Source organism: Kitasatospora sp. NPDC002227 (genome assembly GCF_040296285.1).
In the GTDB taxonomy this organism is placed as follows: Bacteria; Actinomycetota; Actinomycetes; order Streptomycetales; family Streptomycetaceae; genus Kitasatospora.
Window position 1 is genome coordinate 96,308 of record NZ_JBEOWY010000023.1, and the last position, 22,448, is coordinate 118,755.

General features: G+C 71.6%; 22 protein-coding genes and 1 pseudogene. 14 read left to right on the forward strand and 9 right to left on the reverse strand.

The genetic code is table 11. The features are described 5' to 3' along the window. Positions 1 to 23: 23 nt before the first annotated feature. The 6 genes from ABT095_RS21390 to ABT095_RS21415 form a co-directional block, all read right to left on the reverse strand. Positions 24 to 1,481, reverse strand: a complete 1,458-nt coding sequence (locus ABT095_RS21390; protein ID WP_350531036.1) for a catalase — start codon at positions 1,479 to 1,481, stop codon at positions 24 to 26. Between the two features lie 199 nt (positions 1,482 to 1,680). Then, entirely contained in the window at positions 1,681 to 2,943 is a 1,263-nt protein-coding gene (gene alc / locus ABT095_RS21395; RefSeq protein ID WP_350531037.1) for an allantoicase, read from the reverse strand. A gap of 13 nt (positions 2,944 to 2,956) precedes the next feature. Continuing rightward, positions 2,957 to 4,300, reverse strand: a complete 1,344-nt coding sequence (gene allB, locus ABT095_RS21400) for an allantoinase AllB (protein WP_350531038.1) — start codon at positions 4,298 to 4,300, stop codon at positions 2,957 to 2,959. 159 nt (positions 4,301 to 4,459) lie between these two features. Further along, the gene (locus ABT095_RS21405; RefSeq protein ID WP_350531039.1) at positions 4,460 to 5,602 is read right to left on the reverse strand and encodes a glycerate kinase; all 1,143 of its coding nucleotides are present in this window, start codon (positions 5,600 to 5,602) and stop codon (positions 4,460 to 4,462) included. A 306-nt stretch (positions 5,603 to 5,908) separates the two neighbouring features. Beyond that, on the reverse strand, positions 5,909 to 6,805 hold the full coding sequence (locus ABT095_RS21410; RefSeq protein WP_350531040.1) for a 2-hydroxy-3-oxopropionate reductase: 897 nt from the start codon (positions 6,803 to 6,805) through the stop codon (positions 5,909 to 5,911). A 31-nt stretch (positions 6,806 to 6,836) separates the two neighbouring features. Next, positions 6,837 to 7,679: a TIM barrel protein gene (locus ABT095_RS21415; RefSeq protein WP_350531041.1), complete on the reverse strand. Its 843-nt coding sequence runs from the start codon at positions 7,677 to 7,679 to the stop codon at positions 6,837 to 6,839. Positions 7,680 to 7,848: 169 nt separating this feature from the next. Here ABT095_RS21415 and ABT095_RS21420 point away from each other — a divergent pair, with 169 nt between their 5' ends. The 10 genes from ABT095_RS21420 (at position 7,849) to ABT095_RS21465 (ending at position 16,784) form a co-directional block, all read left to right on the forward strand. Next, on the forward strand, positions 7,849 to 8,115 hold the full coding sequence (locus ABT095_RS21420) for a thiamine-binding protein (RefSeq protein ID WP_350531067.1): 267 nt from the start codon (positions 7,849 to 7,851) through the stop codon (positions 8,113 to 8,115). Continuing rightward, a complete protein-coding gene (locus ABT095_RS21425) occupies positions 8,112 to 8,492 on the forward strand; it encodes a helix-turn-helix domain-containing protein (RefSeq protein ID WP_350531042.1) in 381 nt (126 codons plus the stop codon). The genes ABT095_RS21420 and ABT095_RS21425 overlap by 4 nt, the downstream gene beginning before the upstream one ends. Before the next feature lie 194 nt (positions 8,493 to 8,686). Beyond that, positions 8,687 to 9,205, forward strand: a complete 519-nt coding sequence (uraD, locus tag ABT095_RS21430; RefSeq protein ID WP_350531043.1) for a 2-oxo-4-hydroxy-4-carboxy-5-ureidoimidazoline decarboxylase — start codon at positions 8,687 to 8,689, stop codon at positions 9,203 to 9,205. Positions 9,206 to 9,252: 47 nt separating this feature from the next. Then, entirely contained in the window at positions 9,253 to 9,588 is a 336-nt protein-coding gene (uraH, locus tag ABT095_RS21435) for a hydroxyisourate hydrolase (RefSeq protein ID WP_350531044.1), read from the forward strand. A gap of 27 nt (positions 9,589 to 9,615) precedes the next feature. Continuing rightward, the gene (gene pucL / locus ABT095_RS21440) at positions 9,616 to 10,536 is read left to right on the forward strand and encodes a factor-independent urate hydroxylase (protein ID WP_350531045.1); all 921 of its coding nucleotides are present in this window, start codon (positions 9,616 to 9,618) and stop codon (positions 10,534 to 10,536) included. Between the two features lie 181 nt (positions 10,537 to 10,717). Next, positions 10,718 to 12,151, forward strand: coding sequence for a nucleobase:cation symporter-2 family protein (locus ABT095_RS21445; protein ID WP_350531046.1), 1,434 nt, complete (start codon positions 10,718 to 10,720; stop codon positions 12,149 to 12,151). A gap of 65 nt (positions 12,152 to 12,216) precedes the next feature. Further along, positions 12,217 to 13,599: an 8-oxoguanine deaminase gene (locus ABT095_RS21450; RefSeq protein ID WP_350531047.1), complete on the forward strand. Its 1,383-nt coding sequence runs from the start codon at positions 12,217 to 12,219 to the stop codon at positions 13,597 to 13,599. A 212-nt stretch (positions 13,600 to 13,811) separates the two neighbouring features. Beyond that, positions 13,812 to 15,215 (forward strand): amino acid permease, encoded by a 1,404-nt coding sequence (locus ABT095_RS21455; protein ID WP_350531048.1) that lies wholly within the window; start codon positions 13,812 to 13,814, stop codon positions 15,213 to 15,215. Between the two features lie 74 nt (positions 15,216 to 15,289). After that, on the forward strand, positions 15,290 to 15,796 hold the full coding sequence (locus tag ABT095_RS21460; protein WP_350531049.1) for a SigE family RNA polymerase sigma factor: 507 nt from the start codon (positions 15,290 to 15,292) through the stop codon (positions 15,794 to 15,796). A 13-nt stretch (positions 15,797 to 15,809) separates the two neighbouring features. After that, positions 15,810 to 16,784, forward strand: a complete 975-nt coding sequence (locus ABT095_RS21465) for a hypothetical protein (RefSeq protein ID WP_350531050.1) — start codon at positions 15,810 to 15,812, stop codon at positions 16,782 to 16,784. Between the two features lie 19 nt (positions 16,785 to 16,803). On the opposite strand, the gene ABT095_RS21470 is transcribed toward ABT095_RS21465, so the two are convergent. Beyond that, entirely contained in the window at positions 16,804 to 17,958 is a 1,155-nt protein-coding gene (locus tag ABT095_RS21470; RefSeq protein WP_350531051.1) for an alpha/beta hydrolase family protein, read from the reverse strand. A gap of 150 nt (positions 17,959 to 18,108) precedes the next feature. Between ABT095_RS21470 and ABT095_RS21475 the strand changes: the two genes are divergently transcribed. Continuing rightward, a complete protein-coding gene (locus tag ABT095_RS21475; protein WP_350531052.1) occupies positions 18,109 to 18,600 on the forward strand; it encodes a GNAT family N-acetyltransferase in 492 nt (163 codons plus the stop codon). 13 nt (positions 18,601 to 18,613) lie between these two features. On the opposite strand, the gene ABT095_RS21480 is transcribed toward ABT095_RS21475, so the two are convergent. Further along, positions 18,614 to 19,711 (reverse strand): acyltransferase family protein, encoded by a 1,098-nt coding sequence (locus ABT095_RS21480; protein WP_350531053.1) that lies wholly within the window; start codon positions 19,709 to 19,711, stop codon positions 18,614 to 18,616. 303 nt (positions 19,712 to 20,014) lie between these two features. Here ABT095_RS21480 and ABT095_RS21485 point away from each other — a divergent pair, with 303 nt between their 5' ends. From ABT095_RS21485 to infA, 3 genes are all read left to right on the forward strand, one after another. After that, the gene (locus ABT095_RS21485; RefSeq protein ID WP_350531054.1) at positions 20,015 to 20,758 is read left to right on the forward strand and encodes a PhzF family phenazine biosynthesis protein; all 744 of its coding nucleotides are present in this window, start codon (positions 20,015 to 20,017) and stop codon (positions 20,756 to 20,758) included. Positions 20,759 to 20,938: 180 nt separating this feature from the next. After that, the gene (locus ABT095_RS21490; protein ID WP_350531055.1) at positions 20,939 to 21,736 is read left to right on the forward strand and encodes a GNAT family N-acetyltransferase; all 798 of its coding nucleotides are present in this window, start codon (positions 20,939 to 20,941) and stop codon (positions 21,734 to 21,736) included. Positions 21,737 to 21,753: 17 nt separating this feature from the next. Further along, positions 21,754 to 21,978 (forward strand): translation initiation factor IF-1, encoded by a 225-nt coding sequence (infA, locus tag ABT095_RS21495; protein ID WP_350531056.1) that lies wholly within the window; start codon positions 21,754 to 21,756, stop codon positions 21,976 to 21,978. On the opposite strand, the pseudogene ABT095_RS21500 reads toward infA, so the two are convergent. Continuing rightward, a pseudogene (locus tag ABT095_RS21500) lies at positions 21,956 to 22,448 on the reverse strand (hypothetical protein); the annotation flags it as partial. The gene infA and the pseudogene ABT095_RS21500 sit on opposite strands and share 23 nt — an antisense overlap.

Sequence of the window (22,448 nt, forward strand, 5' to 3'; positions counted from 1 at the left end):
CCGCTGAGGGTGGGTCAGGAGGCTCAGCCCTCGTCGCCCGCGCGGAGCTTGGCGACCGCGGCGGCCAGGCGGGCGCCGTAGGTCGGGTCGGCCGCGTGGAAGTGGGCGAGGTTCTTCTCGATGACGTCCTCGCGCGAGACCTGCGAGAGGAAGCCGGCGATGTTGTTGACCAGGCGCTCCTGCTCGCCCTCCGACATCAGGCGGTAGAGCTCACCGGCCTGGAAGAAGTCGTCGTCCTTGCTGTGCACCGGGGTGGTGTAGGTGCCGGTGTAGCCGTCCAGGCGGGTCGGCGCCGCGAGCGGGCTGTCCGTCTGGGTCGGGCCGTCGTACGAGTTGGGCTCGTAGTTCTTGCGGCGGCCGTTGTTGACGGCGGAGAATCCGTCCTGGCCGTGGTTGTCGGCCTTGGTCGCCCGGGGGGCGTTGACGGCCAGCTGGGTGTGGTTGACGCCGAGGCGGTAGCGCTGGGCGTCGGCGTAGGCGAACAGGCGGCCCTGGAGCATCTTGTCCGGGGAGGCGCCGATGCCGGGGACGAAGTTGTTCGGCGAGAAGGCCGACTGCTCGACCTCGGCGAACACGTTGTCCGGGTTCTGGTTCAGCACCAGGCGGCCGACCTTGACCAGCGGGTAGTCGGCGTGCGGCCACACCTTGGTGAGGTCGAACGGGTTGAAGCGGTAGTTGGCCGCCTCGGCCACCGGCATCAGCTGCACGTAGAGCGTCCAGGACGGGAAGACGCCCCGGTCGATCGCCTGGTGCAGGTCACGCTGGTGGCTGTCGGCGTCGGCGCCGAGCACCTCGGCGGACTGGCCGCCGTCCAGCGAGCGGATGCCCTGGTTGGTCTTGAAGTGGTACTTCACCCAGAACGCCTCGCCGGCCTCGTTGACCCACTGGTAGGTGTGCGAGCCGTAGCCGTTCATGTGGCGGTAGGAGGCCGGAATGCCGCGGTCGCCGAACAGCCAGGTGATCTGGTGGGTGGAGGCGGGCGAGTGGGCCCAGAAGTCCCAGACGTTGTCCGCCTCCTGCACGCCGGTGTACGGGTCGCGCTTCTGCGAGTGGATGAAGTCGGGGAACTTCAGCGGGTCCTTGATGAAGAAGACCGGGGTGTTGTTGCCGACCAGGTCGTAGTTGCCCTCGGCGGTGTAGAACTTCAGCGCGAAGCCGCGCGGGTCGCGCACCGCGTCCGAGGAGCCGAGCGCACCGGCCACGGTGGAGAAGCGCAGGAAGACCTCGGTGCGCTTGCCCACGGCGGAGAGGAAGTCGGCCTTGGTGTACTGCGAGACCTCGTCGGTGACCTCGAAGTAGCCGTACGCACCGGAGCCGCGGGCGTGCACGACACGCTCCGGGATGCGCTCGCGGTTGAAGCGGGCCAGCTTCTCGATGAGCTGCTGGTCCTGGATGAGCAGCGGGCCGTACTCGCCGGCCGAGGCCGAGTTCTGGTTGTCGGCGACCGGGGCGCCGGCTTCGGTGGTCAGGATCTTCGACATGGGGGTCCTTCAGTAGCAGCGGTGCGGAGTAGGAGGTCAGACGCCCCGGGGGCTGCCTGATAATTCGCGTCGGATCAGGCCGGGTCGTTCGGTGCGTGCTATCGGCGTGCGGCAGGAACGCCCTCGTAGCGGAGCTACTTGGGCGTTTCGGCCGTGCGGCGAGAGTGCGTGCCGGGCGGGCCGGACCCGACGGGAATTGTCAGGCAGCGCCCAAGAGGCGCCAGACGGCGGAGCGGCGGCGGGAGGCGTGCTCGCCGTCCGGGCCGTCGGCCGGCTGGAGGGCGGCGACGGCGGTGGTGGTCGCGGCGGCGTCCGCGAGCGGGCGGGCGGCGGTCAGCGCGGCGGCCTCCGGGGCTTCGAGTCCGGCCTCGACCAGAGCGGTCGCGGCTTCACGAGCCGGCAGCGCGTTGAACCAGCGCAGGGCGAGCGCGGCGCGACCGGCCTCGGTGAGCTTGCCGGTCAGGCGCAGGCGGGCCAGGCCGCCGTCGGGGTAGACGTTGATCCGTACGTGGGTGACGGGGCGTCCGCCCGCGAGGCGGAGGCGGTGGCGGGTGTCGGGCTGCAGGCGGGTGCGCGGCAGCAGTTCGAACCACTCCCCCTCGGCCGGGTCTGCGCCGTCGGAGGCGTCGAAACCGACCAGGTCGGCCCAGCCGGGGGCGTTGGCGACGAAGTGGGTGGTGTCCACCTCGGCGGCCAGGACCTCGCCGCCCCCGGCCAGGGCGATCTGTACCCAGTCGTTGGCCTTGTCGCGCCGACGCCGGGTCTCCCAGCCCTCGCCCATGACGGAGGCTCGGCCGGGAGCGTTCAGGTTGTGCGGGGAGGAGAAGTAGCGGTCCGAGGCGCCCTCGGCCACGCCGCCGTACTCCTGGGCGGCCAGGTCGAAGGTGAGGCCGTCCAGGTCGCGCGGGTCGGGGAGCACCTCGCCGTGCACGCGCAGGCGGGCCACGCCGCCGTCGGGCCAGATGTTGAGCCGGACGTGGGTGTAACGGGTCCCGTCGGCGACGGCGAACTCGTGGGCGGTGTTGCCCTGCAGCGCGGTGCGCGGGACGAGGTCGACCCACTCGGCGGCGTCCAGCTCCTCCACCGAGGGGATGCCCGGGATCGAGGCCCCCTGGACGGAGCCCGTCTCGGGGTAGTTGCCGGTGAAGTGAGCGGTGTCCACGATCACGCCCCGGATCACGCCGGGGACGCCGAGCCGGACGATCGCCCAGTCATGGTCCTCGTCGGTGGGGTGCGGCTGCTCGGCGCTCACGCCGCGGCGGCGCTTGCTCTCCCAGCCGTCCATGATCTGGCCCTTGTGGCCGAAGGTGTGCGGGCGGAACTCGGCGGGCTTGGCCACCAGCAGGTTCTCCGCGTCGGCGAAGGTGTCCTCGTTGGTGGCGACCACACCGGCGCCCAGCAGCCGGGAGGCGAGGTTGACCAGCTCGGTGAAGGGAGCGCTCGGGGTCGTGGCGGTGCTCATCTGCGTCTCTCTCCTAGGAACGGGTGATCTGCTGGCCGAAGGGCGCACCGGCCACGTCCACGACCCGGCCGCGCAGCCAGGTGGTGCGGACGGCGCCGCTCAGCGTCCTGCCCGCGTACGGGGTGACGGGGTTGCGGTGGTGCAGCTGCTCGGCGTGCACGGCGAAGTCCGCGTCCGGGTCGAAGGCGACCAGGTCGGCGTCGTACCCGACGGCGATGGCGCCCTTGCTGCCGGTCAGGCCGACCAGCGAGGCCGGGCCGGAGGACATCCAGCGGACGACATCGGTCAGGGTGTGTCCGCGGCGCCGGGCCTCGGTCCAGATCGCGGGCAGGCCCAGCTGCAGCGAGGCGATGCCGCCCCAGGCGGCGGCGAAGTCGCCGCTGCCGCCGTAGCGCTGGAGCAGCTTGAGGTCGGGGGTGGAGGGCGAGTGGTCGGAGACCACGGCGATGAACTCCCCGGCCGCGAGCGCCGCCCAGAGCTGGTCGCGGTTGGCCTCGTCGCGGATCGGCGGGCAGCACTTGAAGGCGGTGTCGCCGTCCGGCACCTCCTCGGCCGCGAGGGTGAGGTAGTGCGGGCAGGTCTCGGCCGTCACCTGGACGCCGTCCGCACGGGCCTGGCGCAGCAGCGGCAGCACGGCGGCGGAGGAGACGTGCAGGATGTGCACCCGGGCGCCGGTGCGGCGGGCCGTGTCGAGGAGCCTCGAAACGGCGGCGGCCTCGGCGTCGTCCGGGCGGGAGGCGAGGAAGTCGCGGTAGTGCACGCCGGGCGTCTGCGGGGCAGCGTCCAGGACGGCCGGGTCCTCGGCGTGGATGATCGCCAGGGCGCCGATCCGGGCCTGCTCGGCGAGGGCCAGCTCCAGGTCGAAGGGCTCCACGTGCGGGAACTCGTCCACCCCGGAGGGGGCGAGGAAGCTCTTGAAGCCGAAGACGCCGGCCTGGTGCAGCGGCTCCAGGTCCGGCACGTTGCCGGGGATCGCCCCGCCCCAGAAGCCGAGGTCGACCCAGGCCTGGCCCTCGGCGGTCTTGCGCTTGGCGGCCAGCCCGTCCACGGTCGTGGTGGGCGGCACCGAGTTGAGCGGCATGTCGATGATGGTGGTGACACCACCGGCGGCGGCCGCCTTGGTGGCGGTGGCGAAGCCCTCCCACTCGGTGCGGCCGGGCTCGTTGACGTGCACGTGGGTGTCGACCAGGCCGGGCAGCAGGGCGGTGTCACCGAGGTCGGTGACCGTCTCGGCGCTCAGCGAGCCGTGCGCGCCGACGGCGGCGATCCGGCCGTCCTGGACCAGAACGTCGGCGGGGCGCTCGCCCTCGGGCAGGACCACGCGACGGGAGCGGATGACCACCGGGCTGGGGGACATCTGGGGACCTCCGGATACGGAAAAGGAGTGGGGTGGCCGAAGGCGGGCAGGCTTTGCCGGTACGGCAGTTGGGCCGATCTGATGATCTGACCGGAGCTGCGATTGCTCGGAGCCTAGGCCCGCCTTCAACAAAACGTCAATGGAGGAACGTACGACCGATCAGGGCTGCAGCAGGTCGGCGGCCAGGCGTTCGCCCGCCACCTCCGCCAGCTCCGCGGCCCTGGTCAGGCTGTCGCCGGGCTGTTCGGCCAGGTCGGTCAGGGCGTAGGCGGCGGTGAAGCCGGCCCCGCGCCACTGGCTCTCGGCCAGCTCCAGCCGCCCTGCCACTGCGGCCACCCGAACCCCCGCCCGGGTGGCCGCCGCGGCAACTCCGGCGGGGGCCTTGCCATGGAGCGTCTGAGCGTCCAGGCATCCCTCACCGGTCACGACGAGACGCGCCCCACGCACAGCCTCGTCGAAACCCAGCAGTTCGAGCAGCAGCTCGATGCCGGGTCGCATGGTGGCGCCGAGCAGGGCGAGGGCGGCGAAGCCCACTCCCCCTGCCGCCCCGGCGCCGGGGGCCTCCCGGACGTCCCGACCGCTCGCATCGCGGACCACGTCCGCGAACCGGGTCAGGCCCTCCTCCAGGATGATCAGGTCCTGCTCGTCCGCACCCTTCTGCGGGCCGTACACGGCGGCCGCGCCACGGGGGCCGAGCAGGGGGTTGTCCACGTCGCAGGCGACCACGATCTCGACCCCGGTCAGGCCGTCGGCCAGCGACCCGAGGTCGATCCGGTCCAGCTTGCGCAGCGCACCGCCGCCGGGGGGCAGCTCGGCGCCGTCGGCGTCGTACAGGCCCACGCCCAGCGCCTGGACCATGCCGGCGCCGCCGTCGGTGCAGGCGCTGCCGCCGAGGCCGAGCACGATCGTCTTCGCGCCGTGCTGCACCGCCCGGGCGATCAGCTGGCCCACGCCGTAGGAGCCGGCCCCGAGGGGGGCGGTGCGGCCGCCGGGGAGCCGGGCCAGGCCGGAGGCCTGGGCGAGCTCGACCACGGCGATCCCGTCCCGGACGGCGATCGCGGCATCGACCGGCAGGCCGGTCGGCCCGGCCACCTTGGCGGGTACGCGGGTGAAGCCCGCCGCCAGTGCGGCGGCCAGCGTGCCCTCGCCGCCGTCGGCGACCGGCAGCTCACGGACCTCGACGCCCGGGGCGACCCGGCGGATGCCGGCGGCCAGGTGGGCGGCTACCTCCGCGCCCTCCAGCGTGCCCTTGAACTTGTCGGGGGCGACGACGACATGACCCAGGGTGGGGGTGGTGGGCATGGCGTGGGCCTCATTTCGGAATCGGAGAACTGATGCGCATCGGGTACAGGGGTACCCGGTTTGGTGCGACCCCCTCCCCGCCGTTCCTCTCGTCCCGCTTCCGACGTACGAGAGGCTCCCCTCGGCGAGGGAGGGGGCCGGGCGACGCGACGGCACGACCGAAGTGCCACGCGTCGCCGGTCTGGAGCGGCAGGCGGGGTGGGCGGGATGAGCCGCACGCCCGCCCCGCCTGCCGGAGGGTCCCTCCTGGTGACGCGGGCACGACCGGACAGGTACACGCCACCAGGAGGAGTTTCAGGGGGACGGTCAGGCGACCGTGCGGCCCGAGAGGCGCTCGACGCCGCGCAGCAGCGCGGAGTGGTCGAGCGAGCCGTCGCCGTTGGCGCGGGCGGAGGCGACCAGCTGGGCCACCACGGCGCCGACCGGCAGCGCGGCACCCACGGCGCGGGCGGCGTCGGTGACGATGCCCATGTCCTTGTGGTGCAGGTCGATCCGGAAGCCCGGGGCGAACTCGCGGTTGATCATGTTGGCCTTCTTGCGGTTCAGCACGGTCGAACCGGCCAGACCGCCGCCGAGCACGTCGAGCGCGGCGCCGAGGTCGACGCCCGCGTTCTCCAGGAAGACCACGGCCTCGGCCAGCACCTGGATGTTGACGGCCACGATCAGCTGGTTGGCGGCCTTCACGGTCTGGCCGGCACCGGCCGGGCCGACGTGGATGACCGTGGTGCCGAGCGCGTCGAACAGCGGCTTCGCCTCGGCGAAGTCGGCCGCGTCGTCCGCACCGACCATGATCGAGAGGACGGCCTCGACGGCGCCCGCCTCGCCGCCGGAGACGGGGGCGTCCACGGTGCGGATGCCCTTCTCCTTGGCGGCCTTGGCGACCTTGATCGAGGTCTGCGGGGTGATGCTGGACATGTCGATCACCAGGGTGCCGGGCTTGGCGTTCTCCAGCACACCGCCCTCGCCGAGGATGACCTGCTCGACCTGCGGGTCGGCGGGCACCATCGTGATGACGACCTCGGCGTCCTTGACCGCGTCGGCGATCGAGGTGGCGCCGTGGCCGCCGGCCGCCACCAGGGCGTCGATCGCGTCCTGCTGCAGGTTGAAGCCGGTCACGTGGTGGCCGGCCTTGACCAGGTTGGCGGCCATCGGGCTGCCCATGATGCCGAGGCCGATGAAGGCAATCTTGCGGGAGTCGCTCATCGCGTTACGTCCTTAGGTCTGTAAAAGGTGATCAGTTGGCGCGGAGTTCGCGCGGGAGCCACTCGAAGCTGTCGGCGCTGACGCCGTTCGCGGGGCGGTACTCGAGGCCGATGCGGCCCTGGTAGCCGGCGGCAGTGAGCCGGGCGAAGAGGTCCTCGAAGTCGAGCGAGCCGGTGCCCGGCTCGTTGCGGCCCGGGTTGTCGGCGATCTGCACGTGGCCGAAGCGGTCGGCGTAGGTGTCGATCACGGCGGCCAGGTCCTCGCCGTTCATCGACAGGTGGTACAGGTCGCAGAGGAACTTGGCGTTCCCGAGGCCGGTCGCGGCGTTGACCCTGTCCACCACCTCGACGGCGGCGGCGGCCGAGACCAGGGGGTAGTCCGGCGACTCGGGCTTGTTGAGCGCCTCGACCAGAAGGATCGCGCCGATCGAGTGGGCGGCCTGGGCGGCCAGCGTCAGGTGCTCGAGCGCCAGCTCGTCCTGCTCGGCCGGGTCGACCCCGGCCACGCGGTTGCCGTAGAGGGCGTTGAGCGCCTTGGTACCGAGGGACTCGGCGAGCGAGACCGTGACGGCGATGTTCTCCCGGAAGCGCTCGCGCTCGGCGGGCACGGAGACCGTACCGCGCTGGCCCCGGCTCAGGTCGTCCAGGAAGTTGAGGCCGGTGAGCTGCACGCCCGCGTCGGTGAAGGCCTTGCGGAGCTCGTCCAGCTCGGCCTGCGAGGGGGTGTGGTTCTCCCCGAAGGGCCACCACAGCTCGGCGGCGGTGAACCCGGCGGCCGCCGCGGCGGCGGGCCGCTCCAGGAGCGGGAGCTCACTGAACAGGATCGACAGGTTGACCGTGTAGCTGTGCTGGGAAGCGGCACTCACGTGCGTCACCTTTCACTCTTTCGACGATCCGACTTCCACGATCCGGAAGTTGGATTCTGTCTGGTGGAAGCTTGCTCCGTTGGCCGATCGAGTGTCAAGGCCGCCGCAACAATTTGTTGAAGAGCCCGCCGGAGGTACCCGCCACCAGGGCACTCGATACAGTGAGCGAGTGCGATTGATGGTGGAGTTCACGACAGAACCGTTCGAGCTGGACACGTTCCCCGAGCACGCGGTGGCCGCGCAGCGGGTCGTCGACGAGGCCGGGCTGGCCGTCGCCGTCGGCCCCTTCGGCACGGGTGCCGAGGGCGAGGCCGAGCAGATCCTGGCGGCGGTGTCCAAGCTGCTGCACGAGACCCTGGCCGCCGGGGCGACCCGGATCTCCGTCCAGGTGAGCGTCCTCGACGACCACAAGACCGACACCCCGGAAGGAGTGGGTACGCAGTGAACGAGGCCCTGGAACACCCGCTCGCCGCAGCGATAAAGCCGCTGCTCGACGCGGTGGGCGCGACCCCCGTCACGGTGGACGAGGCCCGCCCCGAGGACGTCGTCCTCGAGTGGGAGGGCGCCCCGGCTCTCGCCGTGCGCCTGCCGCACCTCAGCAGTGCCCTGGACCGGCTGCTCGCGGAGATGACCCGCCAGTTCGACGGCCGTCCGCTCACCGAGCTGGACCGCTGGGAGAAGCAGCGCGTGGTCGCCCTCCTGGAGGAGCGCGGTGCGTTCACCGTCCGACACGGGGTCGAGACGGTCGCCTCGGCCCTCGGCGTCAGCCGGTTCACGGTGTACAACTATCTGAACCGCCAGGACGGCTCGAAGTCCGGCTGAGCTTGCGGCCCCGCCGGCGGTGCCCAGTCTGTCCCAGCGGACACACCGGGCACATTTGGCGAATCGCACACGAAAACGGCCGGTCAGCGGGGTCGGCCCAAAACGTAACCACCAACCGTTCAACAAAGTGTTGACGGCCGGGGGTGGTCGATCTAGCTTTTGCGGGTGGCACCACTCTTCAGGAGGTCCACCCCGTGACCAACCACCCCCAACTCTCTCCCGAGGCAGGCCTCGAGGCCCTGGCGGCGACTCCCACTGCCGAGCTGACGGAGACCCTGCTGGAGATCTGCTCCAGCCCCAACTGGGCGAAGGCCGTGGCCGCATCCGGCCCCTGGGCCGACCGCTCGGCCCTGCTCGCGGCGAACGCCGCCGCCATGGCCACGCTCACCACCGCCGACCTGGCGGACGCGATGGCCGGGCACGCCCGGATCGGCAAGCCCAAGGCGGGCGACGCCACCTCCGAGCGCGAGCAGGCCGGCATCAAGGGAGTGGACTCCGCTCTCCTCGACGACCTGGCCGAGGCGAACGCCGCCTACGAGGCGAAGTTCGGCCACGTCTTCCTGATCTGCGCGACCGGCCGCACGGCCGAGACCATGCTGGCCTCGCTCCGCGAGCGCTACCCGAACGACGCCGCCACCGAGGCGGAGATCGTCCGGGGCGAGCTGCGCAAGATCAACGACATCCGCATCAATCGTCTGCTCGATGAAGCCTAGGCTTCTGACGGTACGTCACTTCTGCCATCAGTAAGGTCACTTCACCCATGACTGGCATCTCCACGCACGTGCTCGACACCAGCCTCGGCCGCCCGGCCGAGGGCGTCCCGGTCGAGCTCGCACTGCACACCGAGGGTGGCTGGCAGGTGCTCGGCACCTCCGCCACGGACTCCGACGGCCGGGCCAAGGACCTGCCGGCCGTGGAGGCGGGCTCGGTCGTCCGGCTGCTCTTCGACACCGCCGCCTACTACGCGGCCAAGTCCGAGGAGACGCCGTTCTTCCCCGAGGTCTCGATCGTCTTCACGGTCGCGCCTGCGCAGCACCACTACCACGTGCCGTTGCTGCTCAACCCGTTCGGATACTCGGTCTACCGCGGAAGCTAGACCGCTGAGAAGCTTTAGGAGCCAGCCATGGCCCACGTGCTCGGTCAGAACCAGTACGGCAAGGCGGAGAACCGCATCGTCCGGGTCTACCGTGACTCCACCCGTCACGAGATCAAGGACCTGAACGTCTCGGTCTCCCTCCAGGGTGAGTTCGAGGACGTCCACCTCACCGGTTCCAACGCCAACTGCCTGCCCACCGACACCACCAAGAACACCGTGTACGCCTTCGCGAAGGAGTACGGCATCGAGTCGGCGGAGGCCTTCGGCATCCTGCTGGCCCGCCACTTCGTGGACAACACCGAGCGCGGTGTGGTGCACAGCGCCCGGATCCGGATCGAGGAGTACTCCTGGGACCGGATCAAGACGCCGGACAGCAGCGCCCGCTTCATCGGTTCCGAGGAGGTCGGCCACTCCTTCGTCCGCACCGGCCAGGAGACCCGCACCAGCGAGATCGTCTACGACGGCACCAGCGTGCAGGTCGTCTCGGGCCTGAAGGACCTGGTCGTCATGAACTCCACCAACTCGGAGTTCTGGGGCTACATCAAGGACAAGTACACGACTCTCCAGGAGGCGTACGACCGCATCCTGGCGACCCAGGTGACTGCTCGCTGGAAGTACGGCTACAGCGGTCAGGAGGGCGAGGCCCAGCCGAACTGGAACCGCTCCTACCAGCACGTGAAGCGCCACATGCTGGAGGCCTTCGCGGAGACCTACTCCTACTCGCTGCAGCAGACCCTGCACGCGATGGGCACCCGGGTGCTGAACAACCGCGCCGAGGTGGACGAAGTCCGCCTGGAGCTGCCGAACAAGCACCACTTCCTCGTGGACCTCTCCCCCTTCGGGCTGGAGAACGACAACGAGGTGTACTACGCCGCGGACCGCATGTACGGCCTGATCGAGGGCACCGTGCACCGCGAGGGCGTCGTACCGGTCATCCCGGTCGCCTGATCCACCCACAGCAGTACCAGTTTCTCCACCCCCACCCACCGGAGATCGTGCTCGCCTCGCGGCGGCCGGCCCGGGGAGCTGGAGAACACCACCCGGGGGACCTCTGCACCGCCGTCCCCGCCTCCGGGATCTCCAGCGCCACGGGCGCGCCGGGAGCCATGAAGCACAAGAGGGGCTCGACATGGCACTCCGCACCACCCGTAGAAACGACGGCGGTTCCACCCCTGACGGGCCCTCACAGCCGGCCTCCGGCTGTGAGACCCATCCTGTGGACGAGCTGCTGCCGCCGGTGAAGCTCATCACCACCGGCCTGCAGCACGTGGCGGCGATGTACGCGGGCGTGGTCGCACCCCCGCTCATCGTCGGCGCCGGTGTGGGGCTCTCCCCCACCGAGCTCGCCCTGCTGATCTCGGCCAGCCTGTTCACCGCGGGCCTGGCCACCCTGCTCCAGACCCTGGGCGTCTGGCGGATCGGCGCCCGGCTCCCCTTCGTCAACGGGGTGTCGTTCGCCGGGGTCGCCCCGATGCTCGCGATCGCGAAGGAGCACGGACCGAAGGACGCCCTCCCGGTGATCTTCGGCGCCGTGATCGTCGCGGGGATCCTGTGTCTCCTCGCGGCACCGTACTTCTCCAAGCTCGTCCGGTACTTCCCGCCCGTCGTGCAGGGCACCGTGATCACCCTCATCGGGGTGTCCCTGCTGCCGGTCGCGGTCAACTGGGCCCGCGGTGGTTCACCCACCGCACCCGGGTTCGGCTCGGTCCGCGCCATCGGACTCGCCGCGTTCACCCTCGTCGCGGTGGTCCTGTGCAACAAGCTGCTCCGCGGCTTCTGGCAGCAGCTCTCGCTGCTCGTCGGGCTGGCGGCCGGCACCCTGCTCGCCTTCCCGCTGGGTCTCGCCGACTTCGGCGCGGTACGGGACGCGGAGGTCTTCGCGCTCCCCTCCCCGTTCCACTTCGGCGGCCCGCAGTTCGACGCCGCGGCGATCGCCTCCTTCTGCATCGTCATGGTGGTCTCGATGACCGAGTCCACCGCCGACATGCTGGCGCTCGGCAAGATCGTCGGACGCGAGGCGGACGAGCGGATCCTGACGGCCGGTCTGCGGGCCGACGGGCTGGCCAGCGCGCTCAGCCCGGTGTTCAACGGCTTCGCCTGCAGCGCCTTCGCCCAGAACATCGGGCTGGTCGCGCTGACGAAGATCCGCAGTCGCTACGTGGTCGCGGCCGGTGGCGGCATCCTGATCCTGCTGGGCCTCTTCCCCGTCCTCGGGTCGATGGTCTCGCTGGTGCCGCAGCCCGTCCTCGGCGGAGCCGGGATCGTGCTCTTCGGCACGGTGGCGGCCAGCGGCATCCGCACCCTCGCGGAGGCGGGGATGGAGTCCAGCGGCAACACCATCCTGGTCTCGGTCTCGCTCGGGGTCGGCATCGTCCCGATCGCCGCGCCCGACTTCTACAACGCCTTCCCGGAGGCCGTCCGGACCCTGATGCACTCGGGGATCTCGGCGGGCTGCGTGATGGCGGTCCTGCTCAACCTGCTCTTCCACCACGTCGGAGCCGCCCGCCGGTCCCCCACCGGGGAGGCTCCCGGCGCGACGGTGCCAACGGCGACACCGTCCTGACAGGTCCGGGGGTGCACCGCCCGAATCGGCGCGCCCCCGGACCCTCCCCCCATAGGAGACACACCATGGCAGTCCAGCCCCCGCCCGCCGACCAGCGGATCGTGATCGAGAACGTCGCCATCGCCACGGTCGACGCCAACGACACCGAGTACGCCCGCGGCCACGTGGTAGTCCTCGGCAACAAGATCGAGTCGGTCGGCAACGGCCCGGCTCCGCAGTGGCTGGACAACGTGGTGCGCCGGGTGAACGGCGAGGGCCATCTCGTCACCCCCGGCCTGGTCAACACCCACCACCACTTCTACCAGTGGATCACCCGGGGCCTGGCCCAGGACAACATCCTCTTCGACTGGCTGGTCGCCCTCTACCCGACCTGGGCCCGGATCGACGACAAGCTCGTGCACGCCGCCGCCCAGGGCTCCACCGCCGCGCTGCTCAAGTCCGGCTGTACGACGGCCTCCGACCACCACTACGTCTTCCCGAAGGACGGCGGCGACATCCTCGGTGCCGAGATCGAGGCCGTCCAGGAGCTCGGCATGCGCTTCACCGCGCTGCGCGGCTCGATGGACCGCAGCAAGAAGGACGGCGGCCTGCCGCCGGACCACGCGGTGGAGAAGACCGAGGACATCCTGATCGCCTCCGAGGCCGCCGTGGACAAGTACCACGACGCCTCCTTCGACTCGATGCTGCAGATCGCCATCGCGCCCTGCTCCCCCTTCTCGGTCTCCACCGAGCTGATGCGCGAGGCCGCCCTGCTCGCCCGCCGCAAGGGCGTGCGCCTGCACACCCACGGCTCGGAGACGGCCGAGGAGGAGCAGTTCTGCAAGGAGCTGTTCGGCATGGGCCCGACCGACTACTTCGAGTCGACCGGCTGGCTGGGCGAGGACGTCTGGATGGCGCACTGCGTCCACATGAACGACTCCGACATCGCCAAGTTCGCCGAGACCGGCACCGGCGTGGCCCACTGCCCGTCCTCCAACGCGCGCCTGGCGGCCGGCATCGCCCGGGTGCCCGACATGCTCAAGGCGGGCGTGCCGGTCGGCCTCGGCGTGGACGGCACCGCCTCCAACGAGTCCGGCGAGCTGGGCACCGAGCTGCGCAACGCGCTGCTGATCAACCGTCTGCACGGCCGCCCGGACGCGCTGACCGCCCGCTCCTCGCTCCGCCTGGGCACCATGGGCGGCGCCCGCGTCCTCGGCCGGCAGAACGAGATCGGCTCGATCGAGGTCGGCAAGCTCGCCGACCTGGCGCTCTGGAAGATCGACGGCATCATGCACTCCTCGATCGCCGACCCGGTGGCCGCGCTCACCCTCGGCGCCCTGCCGCCGCTGGCCCTGCTGCTGGTCAACGGCAACCCGGTGGTCGAGAAGGGCCTGCTGACCACCGTGAACGAGGACCGGATCGCCCAGGCCTGTGCCAAGGCCGCCAAGGAGCTGGCCGCCCGCGGCTGACCCGCACCTGAAGACTCCGGGCCGCGTCAGGGACGACGCGCCACCCGGACTCCGCCTCTCCTCCCGAGGGCGGAGGGCAGCCCCGGGCTCACGGCGAGAGTCCGGGGCTGTCACCTCTTCACATACTCACCGGTAACCCTCAAAAGAAGCTCTTGAAATCGGCCGTAGGGTTACTTTTCGGTGGAAATCCGGGTTGTCTGCTCCGCATGAGCATGAAAACCGCACCCACCACCATCCCGGCCTCCCCGCCGGGCCAGGCCCAGCTGCAGGCCGGGCTGAAGAACCGCCACCTCTCCATGATCGCCATCGGCGGGGTGATCGGCGCCGGCCTGTTCGTCGGCTCCGGCGCCGGAATCGCCTCCACCGGCCCGGGCATCCTGCTCTCCTACGCGCTGGCCGGGGTGCTGGTCGTGATGGTGATGCGGATGCTCGGCGAGATGGCCGCCGCCGACCCGCAGTCCGGCTCCTTCTCGGCCTACGCCGACCGGGCGTTCGGCCGCTGGGCCGGATTCACCATCGGGTGGCTGTACTGGTTCTTCTGGGTCGTGGTGCTCGCGGTCGAGGCCACCGCCGGGGCCAAGATCCTGCACGGCTGGCTGCCCGGCGTGCCGCAGTGGGCCTTCGCCCTGCTGGTGATGGCGCTGCTCACCGCGACCAACCTGTTCTCGGTCGCCTCCTACGGCGAGTTCGAGTTCTGGTTCGCCGGCATCAAGGTGGTGGCCATCGCCGCCTTCCTGGTGATCGGCGCGCTCGCCGTCTTCGGCCTGCTGCCCGGCACCCACGCGGTGGGCACCAGCAACCTCACCGGCCACGGCGGCTTCCTCCCGCACGGCGTCGGCGCCGTCTTCACCGGCATGCTGACCGTCGTCTTCGCCTTCATGGGCAGCGAGATCGTCACCCTGGCCGCCGGCGAGTCCGAGGACCCGGAGCGGGCCGTCAGCAAGGCCACCAACAGCGTGATCTGGCGGATCGGAGTCTTCTACCTCGGCTCGATCCTGCTGGTCGTCACCCTCCTCCCGTGGGACTCCGCCGACGTCAAGGCCAGCCCGTACGTGGCCGTGCTCAAGCACATCGGCATCCCCGGCGCCGCCCCGGTGATGGACGTCATCGTGCTCACGGCCGTGCTCTCCTGCCTCAACTCCGGGATGTACACCGCCTCCCGGATGGCCTTCTCGCTCGGCCGCCGCGGCGACGCGCCCAAGGCCTTCGCCACCGTCACCGAGCGCGGCGTGCCGCGGGTCGCGATCCTCTCCTCCGTCGCCTTCGGCTTCGTCGCGGTCTTCTTCAACTACGAGTGGCCGGACACCGTCTTCCAGTTCCTGCTGAACTCCTCCGGCGCGATCGCGCTCTTCGTCTGGCTGGTCATCTGCTGCTCGCAGCTGCGCCTGCGCAAGATCCTGGAGCGGGAGAGCCCCGAGCGGCTGACCGTACGGATGTGGCTCTACCCGTACCTGACCTGGGCCACCATCGGGATGATCGCCTTCGTGATGGTCTACATGTGCACCGACCACGACGGCCGGGAGCAGATGATCCTCTCGCTGGCCGCCGCCGCGGTGGCGCTGGCCGCCTCCTGGGTGGTCGACCGGCGCCGGAAGGCTCTCGCCGACTCGGTGTGACACATCGTCGGGCCACGGCGCGTCCTGATGTTTGACGGCTGATCGGAACAGCTGACCGGACACCAGGGGGCCAAATGTCAGAGGCGCCGACCTTCGAGGAGTTCGCCTCCTCGCGGGCCAGAAAGCTCTTCCAGGTCGCGTACCTGACCTGCGGGGACTGGCACCAGGCCCACGACCTCGTGCAGACCACCTTCGGCAACCTGTACGCCGTCTGGCCCCGGCTCTCCCGCCAGGGCCAGATCGGCGACCTGGACGCCTACGCCCGCAAGGCACTGCTGCGTACCTACCTGTCCCACCGCCGCCTGCGCCGCTCCGGCGAGGTGGCGATGGGACAGCTGCCAGAGCAGGCCACCGGCCCCGGGGCCAGCGACCTACGGCTGACCCTGGTGGCGGCGCTGCGGCAACTGCCGGCGCGGGGCCGGGCGGTGGTGGTCATGCGGTACCTGGAGGACTGGAGCGTCGAGGCCACGGCCGAGGCGCTGGGTGCCACTCCGAACGCCGTCAGAAGCCTCAGCCTTCGCTCGCTGACCAGGCTGCGCGAACTGCTGGGGGCCGACAGCGAGCTCCTGCTCCGGGACTGACGAGGTGGCCAGAATGGACGATTTCGAGAACAAGCTGAGTCGGATGCTCGAGGCGAGCGCCGAGGAGCTCCACCCCTCGGTCGAGGGCCTGGTCGCCGAGGGCGGCCGGGCGGGCGTCCGCAAGCGGCGCCTGCGCCGGGGCCGGCAGGTGGTGGGGGCCACCCTCGCGGTGGCCGCCGTGGTGGCGGCCGCTTCGCTGGTGAACACGGGACACGGCACCGCGCAGAGCGCCGGGCCGGCCACGACGGGCACCGCATCGGTCCGGCCCTCGGCGTCGGTCACGCCCTCGGCCACGCCCTCGGCCACCGCTTCGGTCGCGCCTTCGGCCACGGCCGAGCCGGACCGGGACATCACCTGGCAGGCCATGCTGAAGATCCTGCACGACCAGCTGCCCCCGGGAGCCAAGCTCTCCCGCCTCGACCCGTACGCGATGAAGCGCAGCACGTACCCCGACATGCTGCCCGTCGTGGTGGACTACGACGACGGCAACGGCCCCTCGATGCTGGAGGTGACCATCTACCCCGTCGGGCAGTCCACCCCGGTGCCGAAGGTGGACTGCGCCGCCTTCCCGGGCGAGGAGGGCCAGGACCGGGGCCCCCGGCAGCCCGGCTACGAGAAGTCCAGCTGCCAGGTGACCAAGTACCCGGACGGCGGCTGGCTGGAGACGGCGGTACCCGGCACCGACTCGAACGGGCAGTACGCCGAGTTCGTCCGCCTCTACCGGCCGGCCGACCGCCTGGTGATAGGGGTCACCGCGTCCAACGCGATCCTCGAGACGGACGCCGTGCCGCCGGCCGGCGGGACGTACCGGCTGACCCGCGCGAAGCCCCCGCTCGGCCTGGAGGGCTGGACCGCCCTGCTCAAGAGCCCGCAGTGGCAGCTCAAGGTGGACAAGTCCGTCCTGGACGCCGGGGAGGCCTTTGCCGCCACGGTCTCCCGCACCGCCTGCCCGGAGAACGTGAAGCCGGCCGAGTGCAAGATCGACTGACCGGCTCCACGTCGCGCGGTCACTGGTGGAAGCTGACCTCCGGCTCGGCGGCCGACGGGCCGTCGAGCACCGGCTCGGGCCGCCCCTTCAGGTGCTCGTCGAAGAAGGCGCCGACGTAGATGCGGGTGACCTGCGCCGAGCGGGCCGGGGTGAGCGTGGTGCCGGGCGGGTTCGGGACGCCGAGCACCTCGGCCAGCTGCGGCACGTCGGTGAAGCTGCTGTGGTTGGAGCCCGCGAAGGTGACCCAGCGCTTCCAGCCGTCCAGGTGCGCCCAGCCGTCCGTCCAGCTCGGGTCCTCCCCGCCCTGGGCGGGGTGGCCGACCAGCATGAACGGCCGCCCGCCGAGCCCGGTGGCGGGCACCGGGTCGAACATGGTGCCGTCCAGGTTGACCCCGGCCCGCACCCGCTGGTCGGCCGCCATCGTGCTGACGGCCGCCGCGCCGCCGATCGAGTGGCCGGCCATGCCGATCTGCTTCGGGTCGATCAGGTGGGCGTAGCCCCAGGCGCGCCGGCCCGGCCCGGTCAGCTGGTCGAGCACGAAGGACATGTCCTTGGCCCGGCCCTGCTCGATCACGGCCGGGCCGCCGGGCGGCGGCGCGTCGCAGATGGCGCAGGCGAGGGTCCGGCCGTCGGGGAAGGTGGTGCCCGAGTTCTCGTAGGTGTGGTCGACCAGCGCGACCACGTAACCCCGGCTGGCCAGGTCCTCGGCGAGGCCGGTCAGCTCGGTGCGCGGCATGGTGAAGCCGGGCGAGAGCAGCACCAGCGGGTACTTGCCGGGCTCGGGGCGGGCGTCGGTGTGCGACCAGGTGCGGACCAGCGGCAGCGGGTCGGCCGGGTAGCCGGGAGCCTTGAGCTGGATCATGTCGCGCTCGGCCTCGTCGGTCATGTACGGCGCGGGGCCGCCGGTGCCCGGGCGGGCCGGGTAGTACATCGACACCATCAGCTGGCGGGCCCCGGCCGCGGGCACCCACGGGTCGGTGCGCTGCTGGTCGGTCAGGTGCAGGATCTGGCGGCCGACGGCGTGCGGGCCGGTGGGCTTCGGCAGTTCGGTGCTCCTCGGGGCGGCGGCGGCCTTGGCGGCGGGCGCCGCCTGGGCCGCTCCGGCGGCCACCAGGGGCAGCGGGAGGACCAGTGCGAGGAGGGCGGCTGCTGCGGTACGACGCATCGTGTTCATGTCCTCAACGCTAGGCAGCAGCGCGATTCCTGACGTCAACTCAGAGATTGAACGGGCCTCGGCGCCGTACATCTCCGGGTCTACTCCCTCGACACCCGTCCCCTACGGGTGACAGAGTTCGGAGCCGGACGATCTCTGCGAAGGACGCACATGCTGGTACTGAAGCCCTGGTCCGCCGACGACCTCTGGGTGCTGCGGCTCAAGAACCTGCCCGAGATGACGGAGCACCTGGGCGGCCCGGAGACCGAGGAGAAGGTGATCTCCCGCCACGAGCGGTACGTCGGGATGACCGACCGGGCCGTCGGCTGCATGTTCACCGCCTCCCGTGACGGCGAGATCGTCGGCACCGTCGGCTACTGGCACCGCGTCTGGCAGGGCGAGGAGGTCTACGAGGCCGGCTGGGGCGTCCTCCCCGGCTTCCAGGGCCAGGGCCTGGCCACCGCCACGGTCACCGCCCTGGTCGCCCACCTGCGCGCCGAGGGCCTGCACCGCCCGCTGCACGCCTACCCCTCCGTCGACCACGCGGCTTCCAACGCCGTCGCCCGCAAGGCCGGCTTCACCCTCCTCGGCCAGGTCGACTTCGAGTACCCGCCGGGCACCGTCAAGGCCTCCAACGACTGGTGCCTGGACCTGCGCGCGTGACCGCGCCGCCCGCTCAGCGGCCCCGCAGCCTGTCGTTGAGCGGCAGTTCGACGACGCGGTGCAGCAGCAGCGCGGCCCCGAAGGCAGCGGCCAGCGCGGTCAGCTCCACCGTCGCCGAGTGCGCGGTGCCCCAGCCGACGGTGCCGGTCGGCGGTACGTGCAGCAGCTTCAGGGCGAAGCGGATGACCAGCTGGTGCACCAGGTAGAACGCGAAGGTCAGTTCGCCCAGCCAGACCATCCGCGGATGGGCCCAGATCCAGCGCCGTCCGTCCAGGTCGGCCTGGGCCAGGGCAGGCACCAGGAGGACCAGCGGCACCAGCGCGGCGGCCACGTAGCCGATCCGGACGGGTAGGTAGCCGACGCCGAGGTAGACCGCCACGACGGTGACCGTGGGCACCCAGACCGGCAGCCGCACCCACCGCCCCTTGCGCACGATCTGGGCCATCAGCACGCCGAGCACGAACTCCAGCGCCCGGACCGGCGGGAAGACGTAGATGAACCAGTAGGCCAGCGGCTGCGACCAGCCGCTGGTGAGCACCGGCAGCGACCAGACCACGCCCATCAGCGCGATCGCGGCCGGCCAGAGCCGGCGCGGGTCCAGCCGGTCGACGGCGCTCAGCACGAACGGGAAGACCAGGTAGAAGAAGGCCTCGCAGGACAGCGACCAGGAGACCGTGTTCAGGCCGAAGTAGACCTTCTGGTCCGGCACCCAGGACTGCACCAGGAACAGGCCCGGCAGCACCACCCGCAGGGAGCCGGCCCCCGCCGCGGCCGAGGCCCCCGCCGCGCCGGCCAGCGCGACCACGGCGGTGACCGCGTGGTTGGGGAAGACCCGGGCCGCCCGCTTGCGCCAGGCCCGCCGCTTGGACTCACCCGGCCGGGCCGCCCAGGACAGGACGAAGCCGCTCAGCAGGAAGAAGAAGGACACCCGCATGGTGCCGTGCTCGAAGAGTCCGGCGGAGGCGGCGTCCGCCGTCGAACCCTTGGCGTAGAGCCCGGCGATCTGCATGTGGAAGCCGAACACCAGGATCGCGGCGGGCACCCGGGTGCCCGAGAGCGAGGGGAGGCGCCCAGGATGCGGCGCTCGCTCCGGGGCGGCGGACAGCCTCACCGCCGCTCTCGGCCTCGGTAACAGCACCGCACGTACGACGTTCGCCGGTGGTGGCACCGGTACGACATTGCTCATGTTCGGCCTCCGAATCTGACAGGCCGTCACCGTAGTTAATGGCATGTACGAGGAGGGTTGCTTTCAGCTGATTCATAGATATGCCAGGGGAATTGTTCACCTGCCGTTGCCACCCCGGGACCGTCGGGTGCTGCCCCGCCTCACCCGCCCCAACTTCCCCACCGCACAACGCCGTCCGGTCTAGGCTGACCGCATGTCCACTCCCCTCGTGACCTCTCCGGCACGGTGGTGCACGCCTGCCTCCGGGAGGGGCACGGCGGCAGCCCGACGGCCGTGCTGCCCGACGACCCGGCGCTGAGCGAGGCCGACCGCCGCCGCGTACCGGCACTGGCCGGTGCCTCGCACGCCGTCTTCGTCTCGCCCGGGACGGGCCGGCTGCGGTTCTTCACCGCCGCCGGGGAACTGCCCGCCTGCGGGCACGGGACCATCGCCGCCCTGGCCTGGCTGGCCGTCCACCACCCTGGCGCCGCCGCGGCGCCGGGCTGGTCGGTGCGGCTCGAAGGCGGTCTCGCCAGGGTGGAGTTCACCCCCGGGCCGGTGCTGCTGCGGCCGCCCACGGCGGACGAGCTCGACCCGGTGGCCGCCGCGCTCGGTCTCGCCCCCGGCTCGCTCGCGCCCGGCGCCCGGGTCGCCACCCTGGGCCGCCCTAGGCTGCTGCTGCCCGTGCGCTCACGGGACCGGCTGGCGGCCCTGCGACCGGACTTCGGCTCCCTCCGGGCCACCTGCCTGCGCCTCGGGCTGCTCGGCGTCTACGTCCACACCACCGACGGCCCGCGCTTGGCCGCCCGGATGTTCGCCCCGGCCATCGGCGTGCCCGAGGACATCGCCAACGCCAACAGCACCGCCTGCCTGGCCGCCCGCCTCCGACTCCCCGCCCTCACCGTCGACATGGGCGATTCGCTCGGCTCCCCGGCCACCGTCACCGCCACCCCGACCACCCTGATCGCCACCGCCCGGGTGGGCCCGCGATAAATGGGTTGGACCGCCCCAGGGCCGCTGCTACTGTTCCCCTCGACCGTGAAACCGCATGAGGAGGTGAGACCAGTGACCGCTGTGTTCCCTGGGTGCTCCCCCTGCCTGTCACGGTTCGGCGACTGACGAAGCTGTCGCCGGGAGCGCCTCTCACGAAGGCTCTCCGAAAGGCAGGCAGCCATGTCCTCCAACTCTTCCACCGCAGTCTCCGACGCGCGGCCCGCGCGCATCACCCGCCTCTCCGACACCGAGTGGCAGGCCACCGCCGGTGGTCTCCTGCTCGGCGAGGCCGACGCCTCACCCCGTGCCGACGGCCGGCTCTTCCTCAGCGTCGACACCTGGGAGGAAGCGCTCTTCGAGCCGCTGGCCCGGGCGGTGCTGGCGGAGCTCCCCGGCCCGCTGCACACCCTGGTCGACGCGGCCGACGACACCTCGCTCGACCGCTGGCAGCGGCTCGGCTTCACCGTCGCACGCCGCGAGCTGACCTTCGCCGTGCCCACCGACCCGCAGCTCACCGGGCTCGGCCCGGTCCGTCCGCCCATCGGGGTGACGGTCCTTCCGCTCGGCGAGGCCGCCCTGGCCCCGCTGCGCGAACTGGATGGTGCGGTCCGCGCCGAGGTGGCGGCCGGCCCCGGCTGGGAGACCATGCCGGCCGAGGTGATCCCGCTCCCGCCCGGCGACACCGTGGCCGACCCGGCCCGGTACGCCGTGGCCACCGACGGCGACCGGTACGTGGGGCTGCTGCGGCTCGCACCCGTCCCCCGGCGCCCCCGGATCGGCCTGCTCGCCGTCCGCGCCGGCCACCAGCGGCGCGGCATCGCCCGCGCCCTGCTCGCCCGGGTCCTGGGCGACCTCCACACCGCCGGCGTCACCACGGCCTCCGCCGAGGTGACCGCCACCAACCAGGCAGCCGTCGCCCTCTTCGAGGCGATCGGCGCCCGCCGCACCGGCAGCGTCCTCGAGCTGACGCGCCCCTGAACCCCCTAGGAGTCACCATGTCGACAAAGTCCGGAGCCATCGAGACCGAGGGCACCGTCACCGAGTGCCTGCGCAGCGCCATGTTCAAGGTGGAGCTGAAGAACGGTCACACCGTCCTCACCCACATCAGCGGCAAGATGCGCAAGCACCACATCAAGATCCTCCCGGAGGACCGCGTCCTGGTGGAGCTGAGCCCCTACGACCTCTCCCGGGGCCGCATCACCTTCCGCTACCGCTCCTGACCCGCTCTCCTGGCACACCGTCAGCTCCCGCGTCCGGCCGGTACTGGACCGTACGCGGGAGGGCGGTGCCGAGCCGCCGCAGCAGCACCAGGGCGGCTGCGGCGCCCGCCAGCCCCGCGAGCCAGGGCAGCACGGGCGCGACGGTCATCAGCCCCACCACGGCGGGGCCCGCCACGTTGGACAGGCCGAAGGCGTACTGGAAGGTCGCCTGGTAGCGCCCGCGCAGCTCCGCCGGGGCGAGGGCGTGCACCAGCGCGGCGCAGACCGGTCCGTGCACCAGCTGTGCGGCGATGTAGGGGATCATCACGGCTGCCAGGAACCAGGGCTGCACGGCGCGCGGCAACGCGATCACCACGGCCATCCCGGCCAGCCACCCGGCGTTGGCGAGCACCGCCCACACCAGCGCCGTGACCCTGCTGCGCCGCGGCGGGGGGGGGCAGCGCGGGGCGCGCCGGCGTGGCCGGGGGGGC